General features: G+C 28.3%; 21 protein-coding genes. All 21 read right to left on the bottom strand.

Annotation, left to right across the window (positions count from 1 at the left end):
• Window positions 1–269: 269 nt before the first annotated feature.
• The 21 genes from R3342_RS13145 to R3342_RS13045 all read right to left on the bottom strand — a co-directional run bounded on the left by R3342_RS13145 (window position 270) and on the right by R3342_RS13045 (window position 16,925).
• The gene (locus tag R3342_RS13145; RefSeq protein ID WP_318940820.1) at window positions 270–503 is read right to left on the bottom strand and encodes a hypothetical protein; all 234 of its coding nucleotides are present in this window, start codon (window positions 501–503) and stop codon (window positions 270–272) included.
• Window positions 493–975, bottom strand: a complete 483-nt coding sequence (locus tag R3342_RS13140) for a hypothetical protein (RefSeq protein ID WP_318940819.1) — start codon at window positions 973–975, stop codon at window positions 493–495. The genes R3342_RS13145 and R3342_RS13140 overlap by 11 nt, the downstream gene beginning before the upstream one ends.
• Window positions 976–1,151: 176 nt before the next feature.
• Entirely contained in the window at window positions 1,152–1,805 is a 654-nt protein-coding gene (locus R3342_RS13135; RefSeq protein ID WP_318940818.1) for a CPBP family intramembrane glutamic endopeptidase, read from the bottom strand.
• A 192-nt stretch (window positions 1,806–1,997) separates the two neighbouring features.
• Window positions 1,998–2,393, bottom strand: coding sequence for a hypothetical protein (locus tag R3342_RS13130; RefSeq protein WP_318940817.1), 396 nt, complete (start codon window positions 2,391–2,393; stop codon window positions 1,998–2,000).
• 139 nt (window positions 2,394–2,532) lie between these two features.
• Window positions 2,533–3,054, bottom strand: coding sequence for a hypothetical protein (locus tag R3342_RS13125; protein ID WP_318940816.1), 522 nt, complete (start codon window positions 3,052–3,054; stop codon window positions 2,533–2,535).
• 179 nt (window positions 3,055–3,233) lie between these two features.
• Entirely contained in the window at window positions 3,234–3,809 is a 576-nt protein-coding gene (locus R3342_RS13120) for a hypothetical protein (RefSeq protein ID WP_318940815.1), read from the bottom strand.
• 168 nt (window positions 3,810–3,977) lie between these two features.
• Window positions 3,978–5,045: a TlpA disulfide reductase family protein gene (locus R3342_RS13115; RefSeq protein WP_318940814.1), complete on the bottom strand. Its 1,068-nt coding sequence runs from the start codon at window positions 5,043–5,045 to the stop codon at window positions 3,978–3,980.
• 172 nt (window positions 5,046–5,217) lie between these two features.
• The gene (locus R3342_RS13110; protein WP_318940813.1) at window positions 5,218–6,006 is read right to left on the bottom strand and encodes a hypothetical protein; all 789 of its coding nucleotides are present in this window, start codon (window positions 6,004–6,006) and stop codon (window positions 5,218–5,220) included.
• A gap of 173 nt (window positions 6,007–6,179) precedes the next feature.
• Window positions 6,180–6,515: a hypothetical protein gene (locus tag R3342_RS13105; RefSeq protein WP_318940812.1), complete on the bottom strand. Its 336-nt coding sequence runs from the start codon at window positions 6,513–6,515 to the stop codon at window positions 6,180–6,182.
• Between the two features lie 204 nt (window positions 6,516–6,719).
• The gene (locus R3342_RS13100; protein WP_318940811.1) at window positions 6,720–7,262 is read right to left on the bottom strand and encodes a hypothetical protein; all 543 of its coding nucleotides are present in this window, start codon (window positions 7,260–7,262) and stop codon (window positions 6,720–6,722) included.
• A 28-nt stretch (window positions 7,263–7,290) separates the two neighbouring features.
• On the bottom strand, window positions 7,291–9,156 hold the full coding sequence (locus R3342_RS13095) for a mucoidy inhibitor MuiA family protein (protein WP_318940810.1): 1,866 nt from the start codon (window positions 9,154–9,156) through the stop codon (window positions 7,291–7,293).
• Between the two features lie 173 nt (window positions 9,157–9,329).
• On the bottom strand, window positions 9,330–9,851 hold the full coding sequence (locus R3342_RS13090) for a hypothetical protein (protein WP_318940809.1): 522 nt from the start codon (window positions 9,849–9,851) through the stop codon (window positions 9,330–9,332).
• A 165-nt stretch (window positions 9,852–10,016) separates the two neighbouring features.
• On the bottom strand, window positions 10,017–10,775 hold the full coding sequence (locus R3342_RS13085) for a hypothetical protein (RefSeq protein ID WP_318940808.1): 759 nt from the start codon (window positions 10,773–10,775) through the stop codon (window positions 10,017–10,019).
• Window positions 10,776–10,931: 156 nt separating this feature from the next.
• Window positions 10,932–11,828 carry a hypothetical protein gene (locus R3342_RS13080; RefSeq protein WP_318940807.1) on the bottom strand — a complete coding sequence of 299 codons (897 nt, stop codon included), beginning with the start codon at window positions 11,826–11,828 and terminating at the stop codon, window positions 10,932–10,934.
• A gap of 240 nt (window positions 11,829–12,068) precedes the next feature.
• Window positions 12,069–12,410, bottom strand: a complete 342-nt coding sequence (locus R3342_RS13075; protein WP_318940806.1) for a hypothetical protein — start codon at window positions 12,408–12,410, stop codon at window positions 12,069–12,071.
• Window positions 12,411–12,714: 304 nt separating this feature from the next.
• On the bottom strand, window positions 12,715–13,191 hold the full coding sequence (locus R3342_RS13070) for a hypothetical protein (protein ID WP_318940805.1): 477 nt from the start codon (window positions 13,189–13,191) through the stop codon (window positions 12,715–12,717).
• A gap of 161 nt (window positions 13,192–13,352) precedes the next feature.
• Complete coding sequence (locus tag R3342_RS13065; protein WP_318940804.1) at window positions 13,353–13,820, bottom strand: hypothetical protein; 468 nt, start codon at window positions 13,818–13,820, stop codon at window positions 13,353–13,355.
• Between the two features lie 150 nt (window positions 13,821–13,970).
• A complete protein-coding gene (locus tag R3342_RS13060) occupies window positions 13,971–14,492 on the bottom strand; it encodes a hypothetical protein (RefSeq protein ID WP_318940803.1) in 522 nt (173 codons plus the stop codon).
• 186 nt (window positions 14,493–14,678) lie between these two features.
• Window positions 14,679–15,053, bottom strand: coding sequence for a hypothetical protein (locus R3342_RS13055; protein ID WP_318940802.1), 375 nt, complete (start codon window positions 15,051–15,053; stop codon window positions 14,679–14,681).
• 156 nt (window positions 15,054–15,209) lie between these two features.
• Window positions 15,210–15,740 carry a hypothetical protein gene (locus R3342_RS13050; RefSeq protein WP_318940801.1) on the bottom strand — a complete coding sequence of 177 codons (531 nt, stop codon included), beginning with the start codon at window positions 15,738–15,740 and terminating at the stop codon, window positions 15,210–15,212.
• A gap of 135 nt (window positions 15,741–15,875) precedes the next feature.
• Window positions 15,876–16,925, bottom strand: a complete 1,050-nt coding sequence (locus R3342_RS13045) for a hypothetical protein (RefSeq protein ID WP_318940800.1) — start codon at window positions 16,923–16,925, stop codon at window positions 15,876–15,878.
• Window positions 16,926–17,157 lie beyond the last annotated feature (232 nt).

The raw sequence follows: 17,157 nt of genomic DNA, 5'->3' as shown, positions 1-17,157 counted from the left end.
ATTATTATTGAAATCATAAGTTTAATACCTGTAACTCCTCCAATAATTTCAAGAATCCCAACTGCTTTTAATATATTTTTTTTTGATTTAATCTTTTTATCAAAATCTTTCATAGTTGTTTTTTTCTGCTTGTTGCCAACGTGATTGTATAAGAATAGTGCGGTTTTGTGTGCGAGGATTTTCCGAAGGAAAATCAGAAGCTAGCAAAACGCACTAACCTTTGATTAAGCACTAAACTAAGCATTATTTTTATACGGTGTTGTGCAACGTTATTTTTTTAGTTCCTCTATTAATTCCTTTATACGAATCATTCTTGAATTATGATTTGATTTATTCTCTCCAAACAGTGTATTTACTGGTGGCTCGTGTTCAATTAAATCATAAAGTTCAAACAATTCATTATCTTTATCATTATCTGGAAACGCCATCATAAATTTTTTAAAATTAATTTTACCTGAATATAAGTCTTCTGCTAATTTTGAAGCAAGTTTCCTATCTGTCATTACATAATGTTTTAGTCAGTTTATCAATTCCAATTATTTCTGTCAATTTATTCATTCCCATTTTTGAAACAAGTCTAAATCCTAATTCTATAAAAATAAATCTCATAAAAAAAATTGTCATAACAAGATGGAATATCAATTCCAAGTCAGTTCGAAATATTGCTGTAATTATTCCAGAAATCGCAAACAGAACTATCGCAATAAAAATGATTTTAATTATTCTACTTGTCCGTATTTTTAACGTTCCTTTTCCGTTTTCTAATTTTCCATTTAAAACACAAAATTCTCCAATTAATTTTTTTGAAAGTTTTATTTTAAACTCGTTCGTTTCAACTTTCCCAATGAATGATTGATTATTCCAATTCGTAACAAATTGTTCTTTCGATAATGTTCGATTTTTTAATTCCGAAATTGCTAACGAACTATCTTTATTTAATTCGATAGAATAGTCTTTTTCGGGAAATATTTTCATTCAGTTTCGGATTTTTTGGTAATGTTGCACAACAACGGTTTTTTATAAGATTTGTGCGACGTAAAAATCGGAGATTTTTCGGCCGTAGCAAATCGTTTGTTGAATGTTTATCGGTTTGTTGTTTAGTTCAAATGTGAGCATAAATTTTATGAGGTGTTGGCATTTCGTTAATCATTTTAAAATAAATATACATTAAAATAGGCAACTATTAAAACCTGAATTCCATTCATCCAATGAATAATCCAACTAGGTAAAAGACTATCAAATTTTCGGTTTAACCATCCGAAATAAATTGAAGAAATAAACGTGAAAGAACCAAGAACAAATTTACTAGTCAAATCGTCGACGAATAAAGAATGGATTAAACTAAAAAATAATGCTTGACCAATGTTTAATTTCCAGAATAGAAAATAATCAGTCTTGAAATCTTTTACAAGTAAAAAGCCTCTGAAAATAAGTTCTTCTCCAAAAATCCTAATACTATTTAAAAATAAGAAGACAAGTATTAATTTAAGTATTGATTCGTTAGTTTCTAATCGTATTTCTCCGCCGAGGAAATATTTTTTGATTAGAAATAATAAAATGTTTGAAAGAATTACAGTCGGAATAAGGAATATATAAAGTTTTTTATTTTTAAAAATTGCAAAAAAAAGTCCTAAATCTTTTATCAAAGTGAATTTAGTAAATCCTAGAATTATTATTATTAAAGCTATTATATAATAAACATCTAAACCTCTTTTTTTATAAATCGTATTTAGAATATAAGAACCGATAACAAAAAGAATTAATAGATAGTTTTTATAGTATTTTTCAAAATGTTTTATTATCATTTATTTTTTGGATGAATTATTCATAAACAAAAAGTCGAATTTCTAATGAATGCCAACGGTTTGTATAAAGATAGTGCGTTTTAGTGAGTTGATTTTCCGCTAGGAAAATCCACTGTACTAAAAAGCGCACGTTATATATTTTACAGATTAAAGTTAGCATTATTTTTATACGTTGTTGTGCGTTCGTTTTTTTTACCATTTTACAAATTCCGTATATTCTTTATTTCGATAATCTGTAAAGTCTTTTATTTTAATCAATTCAGCATTTTCAGTATTCAATTCCCAAACAGATGATTTTTCACTCCAAGGGTCAGTCAAGATTTCAACTGTTTTTTCGTCTTTTATTCTCAATGAGTGAACCCATTCAAAAGATTCATTTTGATATTTTTTGGATGCATTTGATTTCCAAAGAGTCAGATGAATTCCAGCTATAATTACCCATTTATTTTCGGAGTCAATAATTCCGCAATTTGGATTCCCATAAAATTCGTCTTCCAACAAAATTTTTCCACTCGATTTTTCAGTCAAAACAGCTAATTCCTGTTCGAATTCAAGTTTTAATTTTTCTGTTTCGTCTATAATATTCATCTGTTTTCGAGGTCTTGCGAAATGACGCACAACGGCTTTTTATAAGATTTGTGCGACTGGAAAATCGGAGATTTTTCGGACGTAGCAAATCGTTAGTTGAATGTTTGTCGTTTGTACTAGTTCAAATTTAGCATAAATTTTATGAGGTGTTAGCATGCGTTTTTATTAGTTCTCTTATCTTGTCAATCTCTATTAGAGTGTTTACATCTTTAATTAATTCGCATTGTTCTGTGATTCTTTTAGTTGTCTTTTTCCAAAATGGATATAGAAAAATCATAGAGCTTGTTCCGAAATTTCTATAAGCGCCATTTATATCTTCAATTTCATAAATATTCTTAAAATTGGTTTTTCCTTTGTAAAAATAAATCCTTCTTTTTTTAGAAGTTAGAATATCTAGAAATTGATTTAACCCTTTTGATATTTCTAAATCATATCGTTTTCCATAATGTTTATGACTAAATCCATATCCTACAATCAATTCAGATTTTCCAATATCAAATTCAAACCAAATTGATAAATCTTCTTTTTCTTTTGATTCAATTACAATGTGATAACATTCATCATATTCTTTAGATTCTTTATAGTTATCTGGAAAATGTTTTTTGAGAAATTCTCGAATTTTGTTAAAAATAAGTTTGTTATTTTTTATTCCAAATTCCATTTTGATTAATATTTCAATTTTTAAATTTCTTTCCTAATGTATGCTAACGGTATTTTATAAGATTTGTGCGACTGAAAAATCAGAGATTTTTCGAACGTAGCAAATCGGTTTGTTACAATTATTGTTTGTCAATTTTGTTACTAATGTAAGCATAAATTTTATACATTGTTGGTGGTAGTTTATTCAGTAATACATTCCGAATTATAGTTTTCAACTATTTCAGGCATTTCACTAATTCGCAGAAATCTACTTTTTATTTTAGCATACAGAGAAGGACAATCTTTAAAATATTCCAGTGTCGGTTCAATTCCTTTAGAAGAACCTTGGTTAGTCGAAAGAAACGTTACAGATGAATTACTTTCTCTGCCAACATAAAAGTTGTATCCGGGATCTAATCTACTCTGATATAATTGATTTAAATGGTTTTCGTCAATATATAAACTCACTTTCCCTTGAATAGCTAATACTAACAAAATCAATTTGTCATTTTTATTACTCAAATATCGATATCTATACTTTATAACTTTACGTTCAACTAATAAATCAAATCCGTATATATCATCAGGTGTATATTTAACGATTTCCCTATTTTCTCCATGTGTTTTGAATTTAATCAATTTATTTCCAATCTTACCAACTCCATTTAAAACACTTCCATCATTAAAATATACTTTTATAGGCTTGTATGCAGGATTATTCTGAGATATTCCAAATGTCGAAATTAACAGAATTGTTACAATTATTAGATTTTTCATAGAATTCATAATTTTATTCAGTTTTTATTACCACCAACGGTATTTTATAAGATTTGTGCGACTGGAAAATCGGAGATTTTTCGGACGTTGTAAATCGATTGTTGAATGTTTGTCGGTTCGTTATTTAGTTTAAATGTTAGCATAAATTTTATGAGGTGTTACCACACGTTATCTTTTAATTCGTTCTGTAAGTATTTCATTTAATTCTGTAGGTTTAATGTTTCGAGCAATAATTTTCCCTTCTCTATTTAATAGCACATTATAAGGAATCGTAGTCAAGTAATACATTTCTCCGATATTGTTTAATGTGTCAATTACTTGAAGCCATTCTAATTTATCTTCTAAAATAGCTGCTTTCCATTTTTCAATATCCTTATCTTGCGAAATACCAAAAATCTCAAAACCATTTTTTTTAAAAGAATTGTAAACTTTTTTGAGTTCAGGATTTGCTTTTCTACAAGGACCACACCAAGAAGCCCAAAATTCAAGAAGAACAAAATTCCCTTTTAATGATGCATTATCAGTTAATTCTCCATTTTGATTTGGAAGTGTTACTCTAGGTGGAATTTTCCCAATATCTAATATCTTTCTCCTATTAATAATATTATTAATATAGTACAAGTCTTTCTTTTTTTGATAGTTAGTATCTAGAAGTTTAAAGAGGTACTCCATTTGATTACTGTTTAAATAGTCATACCTATTATTTAAAGAAGCTAAATAATTCCCACTTAAAACTGATTTCGGATTTTTGCTTATAAAATCATATAAGTTTTCATAAAGAAGGATGGTTTTAATGGAATCATTTTTTTCTTTTCTAAAAGTTTGTTCCAGTTTTGAATCGAAAACAGTTTTTAAATCTTGACTTTTTGAACCACTAATACTATCAATTTTTAATAATTTTACAAACATTCCTCTAAACTCTCTTTCAGTATATTTTGATGATAAAAAAATTTCACTATTTTCTAACATAAAACTTGCAACTCCCATAGACTCTCCTGATTTTGGTGAACCAGGGTACAATATGGCTTCCAATGGTTCGGTTACATTTCCATGAAAGCTGAAACTATTCTTCTCTACAAGTGTACTATCAATATTGTTATTATACTTTAAAAATATATAATCATTAAAATTTCCTTGAATTTTTCCGTTTATTAAAAAACTTTTATTTTTATTGCTTTCACAATTGATTAAAAGTATGGTAAGAATAAATAATAATAGTGTATTTGTTTTTTTCATAAGAATTTCTATTTTTTTCATCAGCAATGTGTGGTAACGGTCTCGTATAACCGTCAGTTACGGGTTAATATGCGTTAATTTTCGGTTTAGTACTGACTTTAGCAATTCCGAGTGGATTCGGACGTAGTGGAATCCGCCGTAATTGCGGTTATACATTGTTACCACACGTTTTTTATTTCCAATACTCATATTTAAAATATCTTGGTACATATCCGCGAATACTTTTTAAAAGTCCATTCTCGTAATATTTATAAGTCAGTTGGTATTCGTTTACTCTATCGTTCATAAATTTCGAATAGACGTCGGATTTTACAAGTTGTCCTTTGGCGTTGAAAAAATTCGTTATGGTCTCGTCGTCTTTGAATTTTTCTAAATCCTCGTAGTCTTTGAAAGCAGTTGTGTTAGGAATTCCGTTTATTGTGTCCACCACTTTTTTAAGTTTTGGCTCTAAAGTATATCCATAAAACCGTTTTACATAAAAGTCTTTGTCGTATTCTTTAGTCTTATTATATACGATAACTGAATCCTTTTTCCTTATAGTTGTAGATTCGTAAGGTTGATAACTATACGAAGTTTCATAAACAAAATTTCCCAAACTTTTTCGAGACCAAGTCAATTTACTATTAGCCCCATATTTAAAAATTAATGAATCCCGTCCAATCGAATCTATTATTTTAACCAACTGGTTTTTATTGTTATAATCAAATAGGTTTATTTTTTCAATCCATTTTCTTTTCCGTGTCTTTCGATTATACGAAGCACTATATTCTGTCGAGCGTATTCTTTTTCCAGTTCGGTCAAACTCTATGATTTCGGATAAGTCTTTTGGCGAATTCATATAGACAAATATTTTCTTTACTTGTCGATTAGTATAAATACTGTCAGGTTGCCATTTATTTTCAATTTGTCCAAAACTGAATATTGGAATAGAAATAAATATTAAAAAAAGAATTCTGTTCATTTTATCCAATTCTGTTTTTTTCAAATGTGTGGTAACGGGCTTTTATAAGATTTGTGCGCCTAAAAATCGTTAGATTTTTCGGTTGTAGCAAATCGGTTTGTTAGAATTTTTGTCGTTAATATTTAGTTTAAATGTAAGCATAAATTTTATGAGGTGTTGTGGGTAGTTTTTAATCAGTAATGTACAAAATATGAATCCGTTTCTTCTCCGTCATCAATCATTTTTACATTAATCTCAAATAGTTCGTATTCCATTCTTTTTTTTGTTTCGTTGTCAAATTCGGTAAATTCCATTTCGTCAATATCTTTAGTTATTTTATCTCCGTTATGCCATTTTTCCGTGATAATTTTTTCTATTAATATATTAAGTTCGATAGGAGGAACTTTACTCTCAGAAATATGCCAAATAAATTCTTGTCTTTCTTCTGGTTCATTTTCATCATAAATCGCAATTCCAGCAACAGAATTCTCATTTTGCTCTTTCAATTCAATTTTCGAAACTCCGTACAATTTGAGAAAAGATTTTAAGAAATTCAGTCGTTTTGATTCTATCATTTTAGTTTTTTTCTAATTACCCACAACGTGTTTGTGTATGGCTCGTTGCGGAAAATCAGCTATGATTTTCCGCCGTGACCGAAAAATAGCAAATTGCAATGAATTCCGAATAGGAATTCAGCCGCAATGAGCTATACACGGTGTTGTGGTGTCGTTTTTTTATTGTATTCCTTTTGTTTTTAATTCAGCATAAACTTCTTGTGTTCCGTGAATTTCTTTTCCAAACGTTATGTCAATGTCATATTCAATTCGGTATTCATTCAGAACTTCATCTATTTTGTCTTTTTTACTTTTTGCGATTTCTATGTCTTGCCTGTGTTTGTTCAAAGTTCCAAATGCCATTCCAAGTGGTGCAAGTCCAACTCCCATAATTATCAATGGTACCGTTGAAATCACTCCACTATCCAATGCATATTTACCTAACAAATATCCTCCGACTATTATCGCAATTCCAATTGCCAAGAAAACAACAAAGTATGTGTAAGTCAATGCTTTTTTTCGTTTAAAGTTTTCATATTCGATATTGACTGTTTTCAGCTTATTTTCAAACTTTTCATTCAGCTCGATTTTCGCACAGGTTTTATTGAATTCAGGTTTTCGGTCAGTTAGTCCGCAAGTTGTTCCTATTTTCAGGTCAGTTTTTCGGTTGTAGCAAATCGTTAGTTGGATGTTTGTCGTTTGTACTAGTTCAAATTTAAGCATAAATTATATGAGTTGTTGTACATAGTTTTTATTCAATTATCAAACTTTTGTTTTTAGGATATTTAACAGAATAACTCAATTCAAATTTTTTACTTTCATTAGGAGCTAATGAAAATTCCCATTTAATTTCTCCTGTTTTAGAATTAATTTTTGCTCCAGAAATATTTAAAATATCTACTTTAATTTCTTCAAGAGTTGAAACTGGAACTTGATCAAAAAGCAACATATTAATCTTTTGGCTTTTGTTGTTTTTAACATTAACACTCCATACTCTTGACTCTTCCTTTTTGCTGCCAATAAACTGTTTAGAAGTAAAATTTTTCATTTTTTCTCTTTTAACAATTACTTTTTTATCTCTTCCAAGTGAAATTTGCAAAGTATCTGTAGCGTATTTGACATTCATTAATGATTTACCAACAAAGGTATTTTCGAAAAAAATGTTTGCTTCACCTTCAAGTAAATTATATTTTTCCCAGTCTGAAATATTTGCAATTAAGAATGCGTCTTTATCAATTTTTGGAACACAAATATATCGATAATCAGCTGGCAAGCTATAATTTGTCATATCTACTGAATAGCTTTTATTATCTGATTTTATTGAATAAGGAGTTTTTATTTCAAAATTAATTGTAGTTTGCTTCTCTATTTGATTTATGGGAATTTGTAAACTACTTGCTCCTCTAATACTAACTCCAGCAGCTTTTCCTTCTAAAGCCTTTCTAATATTTTTACGTTTTCTTTCGCCATAACTAGTAATTACAACTTCATCTAATGTTTGACTACTTTGCTTTAAGAACACATTTAATGTAGAGTTTGTAACTGGTAATGTTTGAGTTAAAAATCCTACATATGAAAATTCAATTTTACTTGAATTATTAGGAATGGTAATTGAATAATTACCGTCAAAATCTGAAGTAGTTCCAATAGTTGTACCTTTTACCATAATATTAGCTCCAGGAAGAGGTTCGTTATTTTCATCAAGGACTTTTCCTGTAATTTCATTTGAAACAAGATTATATGTTGGAGGTAAAGTATTATAATTTAGTAAATAAGTTTTTAATTCTGGAGCAATACCAGAAACATTTGGGTCTGCTGAAGATAAATTTAGTTTGACATTACTCCAATTAATTTTTGTGTCTTGCTTAACATTTGCTTTGTAAACAAGCTCTATTGGTTCATTTACATTTTTTGCTCTAATATCGTAGGAAGGAAACCAACCTGCATTTTCTACAATATAAGAAAGTTCAAATGCAACCGTTGTATTCTTTTTAGCATCTACCTTTACAAGTATTTCCCCATTTGGAAACTCTCTTTTACTAGTTAACGTTTTAATTTGAAGTTCAAAATCAACTCTTTGCTTATTTAATTTATCTAAATTTTTATCTCTTTCTATTTTTTTCAATTTTAAAGATGTCAGCTTAGTACTATAAAAATTTTCGGCATCTTTAAGGTTGGTCACACTTAATTCCTGATTTCTTCCTCCAATTTTTCTATTTTCACGTAAGAAAGTTAATTCATCGTTTATAATACTAATATAGGTTTGTTCAAGAGTAATTTTGCTTTTAATATCCTTAAGTTTAGTTTCTAAATCAATTAATTCTTGTTGTTTATCAAGTTTATCTAAATAATTTTGTTGATGGTTAACAGATAAAACTGTTACATTTCCTGTTGCTTTAACCTGTACACTTTTTGAGTCAATGAAAGGAGATAAGTTTATGAATTTTAATAAAGTTTTACCTTGTTTTAAGTCTAGAGTTTTATTTCTTGTTATTTGTGCTCCTTTAATGAATACGGTTACTTCATTAACTTTGGATAGTACTTTTTTCTCAGTTATATTTTGAGAGTAGATTTTGGTAAAAATTAAGCAAAAAATTATAATAATTATCTTTTTCATAGGTTTTCTATTTTAGTTTTGTTCAAAAATTATGTACAACGTGTTTGTATATGGTTTGTTGCGTGGTTTAAGCATCAAATTTAGCAAATACAAACCGAATAGAAAATCCGCGAGGATTTTCGTAAGTAGGCTTGCACTAGCAATTAATTTTATACGGTGTTGTGCATAGTTTTTTATTTTATTCGTAATGATTTTAAAAAATTCAGATAGTCTTTTTTGTCAATTCCGTTTCTAATTTCTTCTCCGATTGATGCACTTATATTATACCCGATTTTTCCTTTATTGTAAAATAGAAAATAAGAATATACTTGTCCGTCTTTTGAGTTTACTTCAAAATCGTAAAATGTATTTCCATTTATATTTTCAGTTCCTTTTGATATTAATTTCACGTTTAATGTCTCCGATTTCAGCATACTTTCCAAATGTTGATTTCTCAAGTCTTTTGCGCTTAATTCTGATTGATAATCGTCAATCATTATTGCGATTACACTTTTATCGATTGTTAAAGAATCATTCGAGTCATTTTTAAAAATTAGATATTTTTCAATTTTTTCAGGTTTCCAATTTTTTGAAGGTAAACATAATTCAATCTTTTCGTCTGCGTAAAGGTTTTCGCAATCCGAACTTTTTTTATTCGGCTTATTTCCACAACTAAATAGAAATAGAATTGAAATTAAAAATAAAATTTTATTCATTAAATCTGGGTTCGGTTAAATTATGCACAACGGTTTAGTATAACCAAAGTTGTGTTTTGGTTTTTGCAATTTTTCGTTTGTTAAATATATTAATTTTATGGTTTAGAATTATTCTATTTTACTGAATATAACAATTTTGGTTATACATTGTTGTGCTTAGTATTTTTAGTACATCATTCGAATTCTAATTGGAATCGAAATCTTAGCTGTTACTTTTTCATCGTTCAATTTTCCGCTAATCCAATTGTCATTGTTTTCTGTTAAATAATCCTCTATTACTTTCGCCAATTCCTCATTATCCTCTTTTCCAGAGTATTCAATGTTTTCTAAATTACCTTCTTTTGAAACAAAAAAGCTTAATGTTTCATCAATATTTATTGTTGTTCTTCCACTTGAATTTATTTCAAAAGGAGACTTTTTTGTTATTTGTCGATATAAATCTTTTGTGAAAATTTGAAGTCCACCTATTCGTGTTGGCGGACAAGTTAATTTCATACTCTTTATGACTCCATTTGTTTCTACATCATATTCGTTTTCTGTTTCACATTCTGAATTAGTAACAAATTCGTTCTTGTCAAAGTCAAATTCCTGTAAAAGTTTTCCTTTTGAGTTGTAGTATTTCCAAATTCCAACCTTTATGTCATTTTCATAATTTCCTTGCATTCTAATCTGACTACCTGATTGGTCATATTTTTCAGTCCAAATTCCTTCACGTTTTCCATTACTGTAATTACCTAAAACAACATTGCGAAAAGGCGGTGTATATGACGTTATTTTATATTCTCCGTGTTTTGTAACCCCGTCAGATTTCAAAACATAAAATTTGGCTTTTCCATAACCAGCATTTTCTTTTACTTTTTTTGTCTTTTGAGCAAATGAAATAGTTGAAATTAAAAGTAGAAGTATTATTATTCTGTTTTTCATAATTTTTGTCAATATTAAGCACAACGAGCTTTTATAAGATTTGTGAGATAGAAAATCCACAGGATTTTCCGAAGTAACAAATCGGTTTGTTAAAATAAATATTTTTCAATTTTGTTACTAATTTAAGCATAAATTTTATGAGGTGTTGTAACACGTTTATTTTTTTCCATTTCTTTTTGACATTTTCGGAACTCCATCTCCAGGAGATAATATTGTCGTTATTTTTGCACCTTTCATTAATCTTTCCATAATTTTTCCGATTGGCTTTTTTGTTCTTTTACTTTCCTCAAGCGCTTTTTGAATAAGTTCTCCAGATATTGTTTCTCCTTCTGGGGCTTGAATCATTGTTTGTCGATTAAAAGAAGCATTTTTAAAATCATCCGTAATTGTCATAGCATCGTCAAAAAGTTCTAGATTTTCTTCATTCTCAAATGATGACATTCCGTGACCATAGGAATTAGTAATTATAACTCTGTCACTAGCTTGTTCATATAATTCAATTGTAAATAAATCCTCATCTGAAAACGGAATATGGTAATCATTAAATTTTAAAAAGATTCTGTCATTTACTTTCATTTGGAGATGATAATGTGGCTTTTCTCCAACTGTGCTATTTTCGTGTCCTTCAATATCTGTATGTCCAATTGAAAAAGCCCATTCAATATTTTTGTATTTATATGTTGTTTCTAAAAATGATGAATTAGAAGTTTCATCTTTCAAATCATTTATATTTCCAAGTGGTTTTTCAGTATTAGCTAACCATCTGAAATAACTATCTATTCTAAAAAAACCTATTGGGTTTTCGAGATACTTTTTAAAGTATTTTTTCTTAACTCCTTTTGGGTATGTGAACCAATGAAAACAAGGTTTTGAAGTAATAAAATCTTCCATTTTCTCACCACAAATAAAGCATTTTCCATTTTTTAAATTTGTTAAGAAGTCTTTATATACTTTTTCGTTGCCCTCTTGTTGTTCACGATTTTCTCTCTCAATTTCTTCTTTTGAAAATGAGTCAATAAATTTTCTTAAATCTTGTTTTTTGTATGGATTCATAGCATTTTTTCCAATGTGTTACAACGGATTTGAATATGGCAAGTGCGAGTTTGAAGTCGAACTTTTCATAGCTTATTATTTTTGATTTAAAAATACTAAAATTTTCTATTTATTACAATTTAGCAATTTGCTATATGCGGTGTTGTAATTTGTAGCCTTTTCATTTGTATGTTTCATTTTTCTTCATATCTGTCTTTGCAGAACAACTAAAAAGTAGAATTAAAATTAATATGTTCCTAATTATATTGATAAATCCCATCTTTCAATTATTTTTTTTGCTTCTTCTACAATCGTAAACCATTGAGGGTCTTTTAAGACTTGTTCATCTGATGCTTTACTTTCATAGGATTCTAGCATATCCTTAAACGTAGTCAATTCCTTTACTATTTTTTCATTATAGATGTCTTTTTTTAATTCTAAAATAAAATCATCAAAACAAAAACTATCAAAAAGGAGACTCATATCTTCGTCAAAAGAGGATGCTAAATTATTGTCTAAACCAAGCCAAACTCTTTTTTGCCTATCTATATCAGAAAAACATTTTATCATATAGTAAATATTTTTATTCCAATTTTTATCCATTATTCTCTATATTTAAAATCTTTTTTTTTGGTTGATGATATTCTTTAGAATCTGTTTTATTTCGTTACCATTTTTAACAATCATTTTTCCGTTTCAATGAGAAAATCGGATTACTGATTAGTCCAACAACTATTTTTTACTTTCTAAAATCAAAATGGCGGTTTTCAGACCTGAAATCCGCTATGAATTACAACGTGTTTGTATAAGAATAGTTGCGGTTTTGTGTGCGAGGATTTTCCGCAGGAAAATCAGGCGTAACAAAAGCTCAACGACCTTTGATTAAGCACTAATTTAGCAATTATTTTTATACGGTGTTGGCAACTGTTTTTCTTTTCATTAGTAATATAATTCCGAAAACTACAAATTGTAAAATCGGAATGTTAGCAAGATAACCTCTTATCATTAGACTTCCTTTATTTGCCTTATGATAAAATTCAAATTCCGCTGAATATTTTTCTGTTAAAAAATCAGTTCCAAAATAGATGAATAAATATTGTGTAATTAGAATTCCAAAGTATAGATAGATTAAAGAATTCAGAGTTTTTCGAGTATCAATTTCAATCGGTTTATTATACTTTTTTATTCCCCAAATCACAATTGTTGTAAAAAGAATAAGGCTTAAAATTCCAGATAGCCAAATAATCATTTTTGGTTCCGTTTTTGTAATAATTAAAACGTTCTCAAATATATATTCAAATAATCCACAAAATTCGCTAATTGTGATATAAGCAAATGCTCCAATTCCTAATTTGTTAATAAAGTCAGTTTGAATTTGTTTCAATTTTGAGTGAGTTTAAATTGTTGCCAACGTCTCGTATAACCGTCAGTTACGGGTTAATATGCGTTAATTTTCGGTTTAGCACAGACTTTAGCAATTCCGAGTGGATTCGGACGTAGTAGAATCCGCCGTAATTGCGGTTATACATTGTTAGCCATAGTTGTTTATTTTTCAATCAGTTCCGTTTTAAATTCCAGCCAAACGGTCAAAATACTTTTGGCATTCTCGATTTCAATATAGTCAGTCGTATTTATTATTGATAGCGATATGTTTTCAGTCAGCTTTTTTTCTGCACGTTTTGTATTCGTCCAAATCGGTTCAGAGTTTTCTCGATTTAGTTCATTTTTATTCACGTAGCATTTTCCAATTACATAATATGGAATTACGTACAAATGATGATGCACATAATCGTGAGGCATTAATTCGTCCATTCCTTGTCCGACATCTTTAGTCAAATCAATTCCGAGTTTTTTGTCAAGTCCATTCAGTTCAGATTTAACATCGGAAATCTTGCTCACATAGTTCAGACAGTCAGGACAATCGCAAACAAATCCGTTTTGAGTTGCATAGAATTTTTCCGTTTCTATTCGGTCAATTTCCAATTTTATATTTCCTAATTCTACGGTTGTCATCAATTATGGCTAACGTGATTTTATATGATTTGTGCGTTTGGAAAATCGGAGATTTTTCGGACGTAGCAAATCGGTTTGTTAGAATTATTGTCGTTTTGTACTAGTTCAAATTTAAGCATAAATTTTATGAAGTGTTGGGCAAAGTATTTTTTAATCAACTTTAATCTTTTTCCTAAAAATAATGAGTCCTTTTTGAATAATATTCAACATAATTTTCTCTCTTTTTTCTATTTTCAATTTATTTACAATCGTTTCAAAGTTTCGATAATTAAAACTTGAAATTCTTTCAATCACTTTCTTGTCTTTTACTAAATATAATGTTTTGTATTCATCAAATCGTCCATATTCATATCCAATAAAATAGTAATCAAGTTTATTGAATTCAAACTCATAATCAAATCGACGATGTATTATACTTTTAAAAATTATTCTGTCATTTTTAAGTATTATATTTCTACTCCCAAAAATTGAAATATAGAAAAATCCGACTATTCCAAAACTCCAAAATATGATATTTAATATATCTATCCATTTGAATTCTCCTTTTTGAAAATCATCATAATATTCAAACGAACCTACTCCAGCAATAAATAATAAAATAATCATAACAACTGTCGTAACTATAAAATTTGAAACAGAAGGAATTGATTTTATTGTATAATTATTTTTCATTTTGTTGAAATCGTTCTATTTTGCCCAACGGTATTTTATAAGATTTGTGCGACAGAAAATCCGCAGGATTTTCCGAAGTAACAAATCTGTTTTTTAAAATAAATGTTTATCAATTTTTGTACTAATTTAAGCATAAATTTTATGAGTTGTTGTGCTTAGGCTTTTTTAATTAATCATTCTGCTCAATTATCTTTTAACTATTTTCATTTCTTTTAAAGCATCATCTAGATTTTTCGGAACAATAAATTCCAAATGGCAACTTTCACAAATGATTTGGTTGTCTGAAATATATACAGCGTCATTTTCATAAATTCCTTTCGTGCATATATCACAATGTTCGTGTCTCCAACCGTCTTCTTTTATTTTAAAATACTTTTTATCATATTTCTGTCCGATATATTGCCTTGAAGATTTTCCTTGTAATTCAATCAATGCTGGTTTCGGCTTCCAAAATGTTTTTGTCCATTTCATTTTTCGTGCCCATTTTAATTCAGACAGCAATATTGAAAGATTCAGTTCTTCTCCGTTAGGTCTAACCACAAAAGTTGTTAATTCATTCATTTTTTTTCGGCTTATGCACAACGTGATTGTATAAGAATAGTGCGGTTTTGTGTGCGAGGATTTTCCGCAGGAAAATCAGACGTAACAAAATTGCACTAACCTTTGATTAAGCACCTAATTTAGCATTATTTTTATACATTGTTGTGCAACGTTTTTTTATTCCCACGCGAGTTTTCTCTTGTTTTCAATAACTTTAATCAATTTCATTCTTAAATTGCCATTTTTCAAGTCAACTAATTGATACTCGGAAACAGTATGAAACTCTGACTCAAGAGCATATTCTCCGTCAAAAGACAATTCGTAAATTCCATTTCCATTCGATTTCCAATTACCGTTTTCAATCGATAAAATTCCATTACCGCAATCATAGAATTCGGTTAAGTCTTTAAAAATAACTTTTCCACCTTTTTTAAATTCAAAAGTGTAGAGTATAAAATCATCTTTTGGTTTTTTGATTTTTAGTTCAAATCCACTTTTTAAATAATGATAGAAGTTATCCACGTAATACTTTCCAATAATTTTATCCGATTCTAATTTTTCTAAAGTTTTGGATGTTTTTGTTTTGTTAAAGTCAGTTTTAACTTCGGCAATTTTTATACTGGAAGTTTCAACTCTATTTTGTTTTTCGTTGCAACTATAGAGTAGAACTACAGCTAAAATCAGAAATATTTTATCGTAAATTTTCATTTTTCAAATGTTGCACAACGAGTTTTTATATGATTTGTGCGCCTAAAAATCGGAGATTTTTCGGTGGTAGTAAATCGCTTGTTGAATGTTTGTCGTCTGTGTTAGTTCAAATTTAAGCATAAATTATATAAGGTGTTAGTGGCAGTTATATTCTATTTCTCGTTTAATTTCTCTTTCTTTAATCTCATTTCGAATATAAGATTTATTAATCCAATTTCCATACTTGTCATAAATTGTCTGTATTTTAGTAATCACAATATTTTCAGGGCTATCATTTGTCATACTATATTTCCATATTGACTCAATTTTATCATTATGAGTAATTGTATTCCCATAACTACTCAACTCAAGTTTGTCATTGTAACTCCTATATTCGGTTTTTACAGAATCTTTCCACTTATAAGTTGAAATGGTATTGGATAATCTACCTCTCCAATAATCTTGCTCAATTTTTATTTCTATATTCTTATTTTTAAATGTTTTTTTAACTTTTTCAAGTTTGTTCTCTTGATATTCAGAAATGATAAGAGTATCTAATTTATTTTCATACTCGTAAAAAGTTGAATCATTTGGGTTTAAATCTTTTCTAGTTACAGTACCTGTAAAACTTTTGTCAAGAATAATTCCAAATCCATTTTTTGTGTTTATATTAAGTTTTTTCACTAATCGTTTCTTGGAATCATAATCAAAGATTGTGTAATTTCTCAAAGTGTCATTTGTAAAAAGCTCTTGTTTTACAACTAAATTATTTAAAAAATGATTAGTTGTCTGTTCTCTTTTTGTTAAACCCTCTGAATAAATAATTAAAGAATCTGGATATTTTGTATTATTACTAAAATATTGACATATAGTTTCGGTTATTTGATTTCCATCATTTCTTTCAATTTTTGAAATTCTACTTAAACTATCATAGATTATTATTTGAGAAGGTTTTTCAAATCCTCTAAAATAATCAAATCGTTTTATGATACTATCTGTTTTATTATAAAACACTTTACTTACAAATTTAGAAGTATCAATTTTTTCATTTCTCTTGGAATAGTTATATTCTTGAATGTAAATTGAACTAACACAATCAATATGTTCTGCATTTCTCAATTTAATCACATAACTATTTATTGTGTTTCTTTGAGAATAAACTAGATTAGTTACTAAAAATATGAATAGAAGTAGAATTTTTTTCATCGTATTGCCACTAACGGTTTAGTACAAGGAAAGTTGCGATTGGTAAATCGTAATTTTCCGTTGTTTGTTCTTTAGTTTATATGTTTTTGTTGGATTGTTCTAATCATTAATATTTAGCAATTTTTTTTGTGCATTGTTGTGCGGTGTATTTTTTAAATCGGTTTAAATCGTACTTCTACATTAGGTAGTCCGGGTGGATCGTTTTTTCCAGAAACTAAACCCATAATCAGTT

The organism is Lutibacter sp. (genome assembly GCF_033723435.1).
Lineage (GTDB): Bacteria > Bacteroidota > Bacteroidia > Flavobacteriales > Flavobacteriaceae > Lutibacter.
This window is presented reverse-complemented; position numbering and strand designations above follow the sequence as displayed.

Excerpts from the sequence above, each read along its gene's own strand:
- R3342_RS13145 (WP_318940820.1), bottom strand. The coding sequence starts at position 503 with ATGACAGATAGGAAACTTGCTTCAAAATTAGCAGAAGACTTATATTCA.
- R3342_RS13140 (WP_318940819.1), bottom strand. The coding sequence starts at position 975 with ATGAAAATATTTCCCGAAAAAGACTATTCTATCGAATTAAATAAAGAT.
- R3342_RS13135 (WP_318940818.1), bottom strand. The coding sequence starts at position 1,805 with ATGATAATAAAACATTTTGAAAAATACTATAAAAACTATCTATTAATT.
- R3342_RS13130 (WP_318940817.1), bottom strand. The coding sequence starts at position 2,393 with ATGAATATTATAGACGAAACAGAAAAATTAAAACTTGAATTCGAACAG.
- R3342_RS13125 (WP_318940816.1), bottom strand. The coding sequence starts at position 3,054 with ATGGAATTTGGAATAAAAAATAACAAACTTATTTTTAACAAAATTCGA.
- R3342_RS13120 (WP_318940815.1), bottom strand. The coding sequence starts at position 3,809 with ATGAAAAATCTAATAATTGTAACAATTCTGTTAATTTCGACATTTGGA.
- R3342_RS13115 (WP_318940814.1), bottom strand. The coding sequence starts at position 5,045 with ATGAAAAAAACAAATACACTATTATTATTTATTCTTACCATACTTTTA.
- R3342_RS13110 (WP_318940813.1), bottom strand. The coding sequence starts at position 6,006 with ATGAACAGAATTCTTTTTTTAATATTTATTTCTATTCCAATATTCAGT.
- R3342_RS13100 (WP_318940811.1), bottom strand. The coding sequence starts at position 7,262 with ATGCTTAAATTTGAACTAGTACAAACGACAAACATCCAACTAACGATT.
- R3342_RS13095 (WP_318940810.1), bottom strand. The coding sequence starts at position 9,156 with ATGAAAAAGATAATTATTATAATTTTTTGCTTAATTTTTACCAAAATC.
- R3342_RS13090 (WP_318940809.1), bottom strand. The coding sequence starts at position 9,851 with ATGAATAAAATTTTATTTTTAATTTCAATTCTATTTCTATTTAGTTGT.
- R3342_RS13085 (WP_318940808.1), bottom strand. The coding sequence starts at position 10,775 with ATGAAAAACAGAATAATAATACTTCTACTTTTAATTTCAACTATTTCA.
- R3342_RS13080 (WP_318940807.1), bottom strand. The coding sequence starts at position 11,828 with ATGAATCCATACAAAAAACAAGATTTAAGAAAATTTATTGACTCATTT.
- R3342_RS13075 (WP_318940806.1), bottom strand. The coding sequence starts at position 12,410 with ATGGATAAAAATTGGAATAAAAATATTTACTATATGATAAAATGTTTT.
- R3342_RS13065 (WP_318940804.1), bottom strand. The coding sequence starts at position 13,820 with ATGACAACCGTAGAATTAGGAAATATAAAATTGGAAATTGACCGAATA.
- R3342_RS13060 (WP_318940803.1), bottom strand. The coding sequence starts at position 14,492 with ATGAAAAATAATTATACAATAAAATCAATTCCTTCTGTTTCAAATTTT.
- R3342_RS13055 (WP_318940802.1), bottom strand. The coding sequence starts at position 15,053 with ATGAATGAATTAACAACTTTTGTGGTTAGACCTAACGGAGAAGAACTG.
- R3342_RS13050 (WP_318940801.1), bottom strand. The coding sequence starts at position 15,740 with ATGAAAATTTACGATAAAATATTTCTGATTTTAGCTGTAGTTCTACTC.
- R3342_RS13045 (WP_318940800.1), bottom strand. The coding sequence starts at position 16,925 with ATGAAAAAAATTCTACTTCTATTCATATTTTTAGTAACTAATCTAGTT.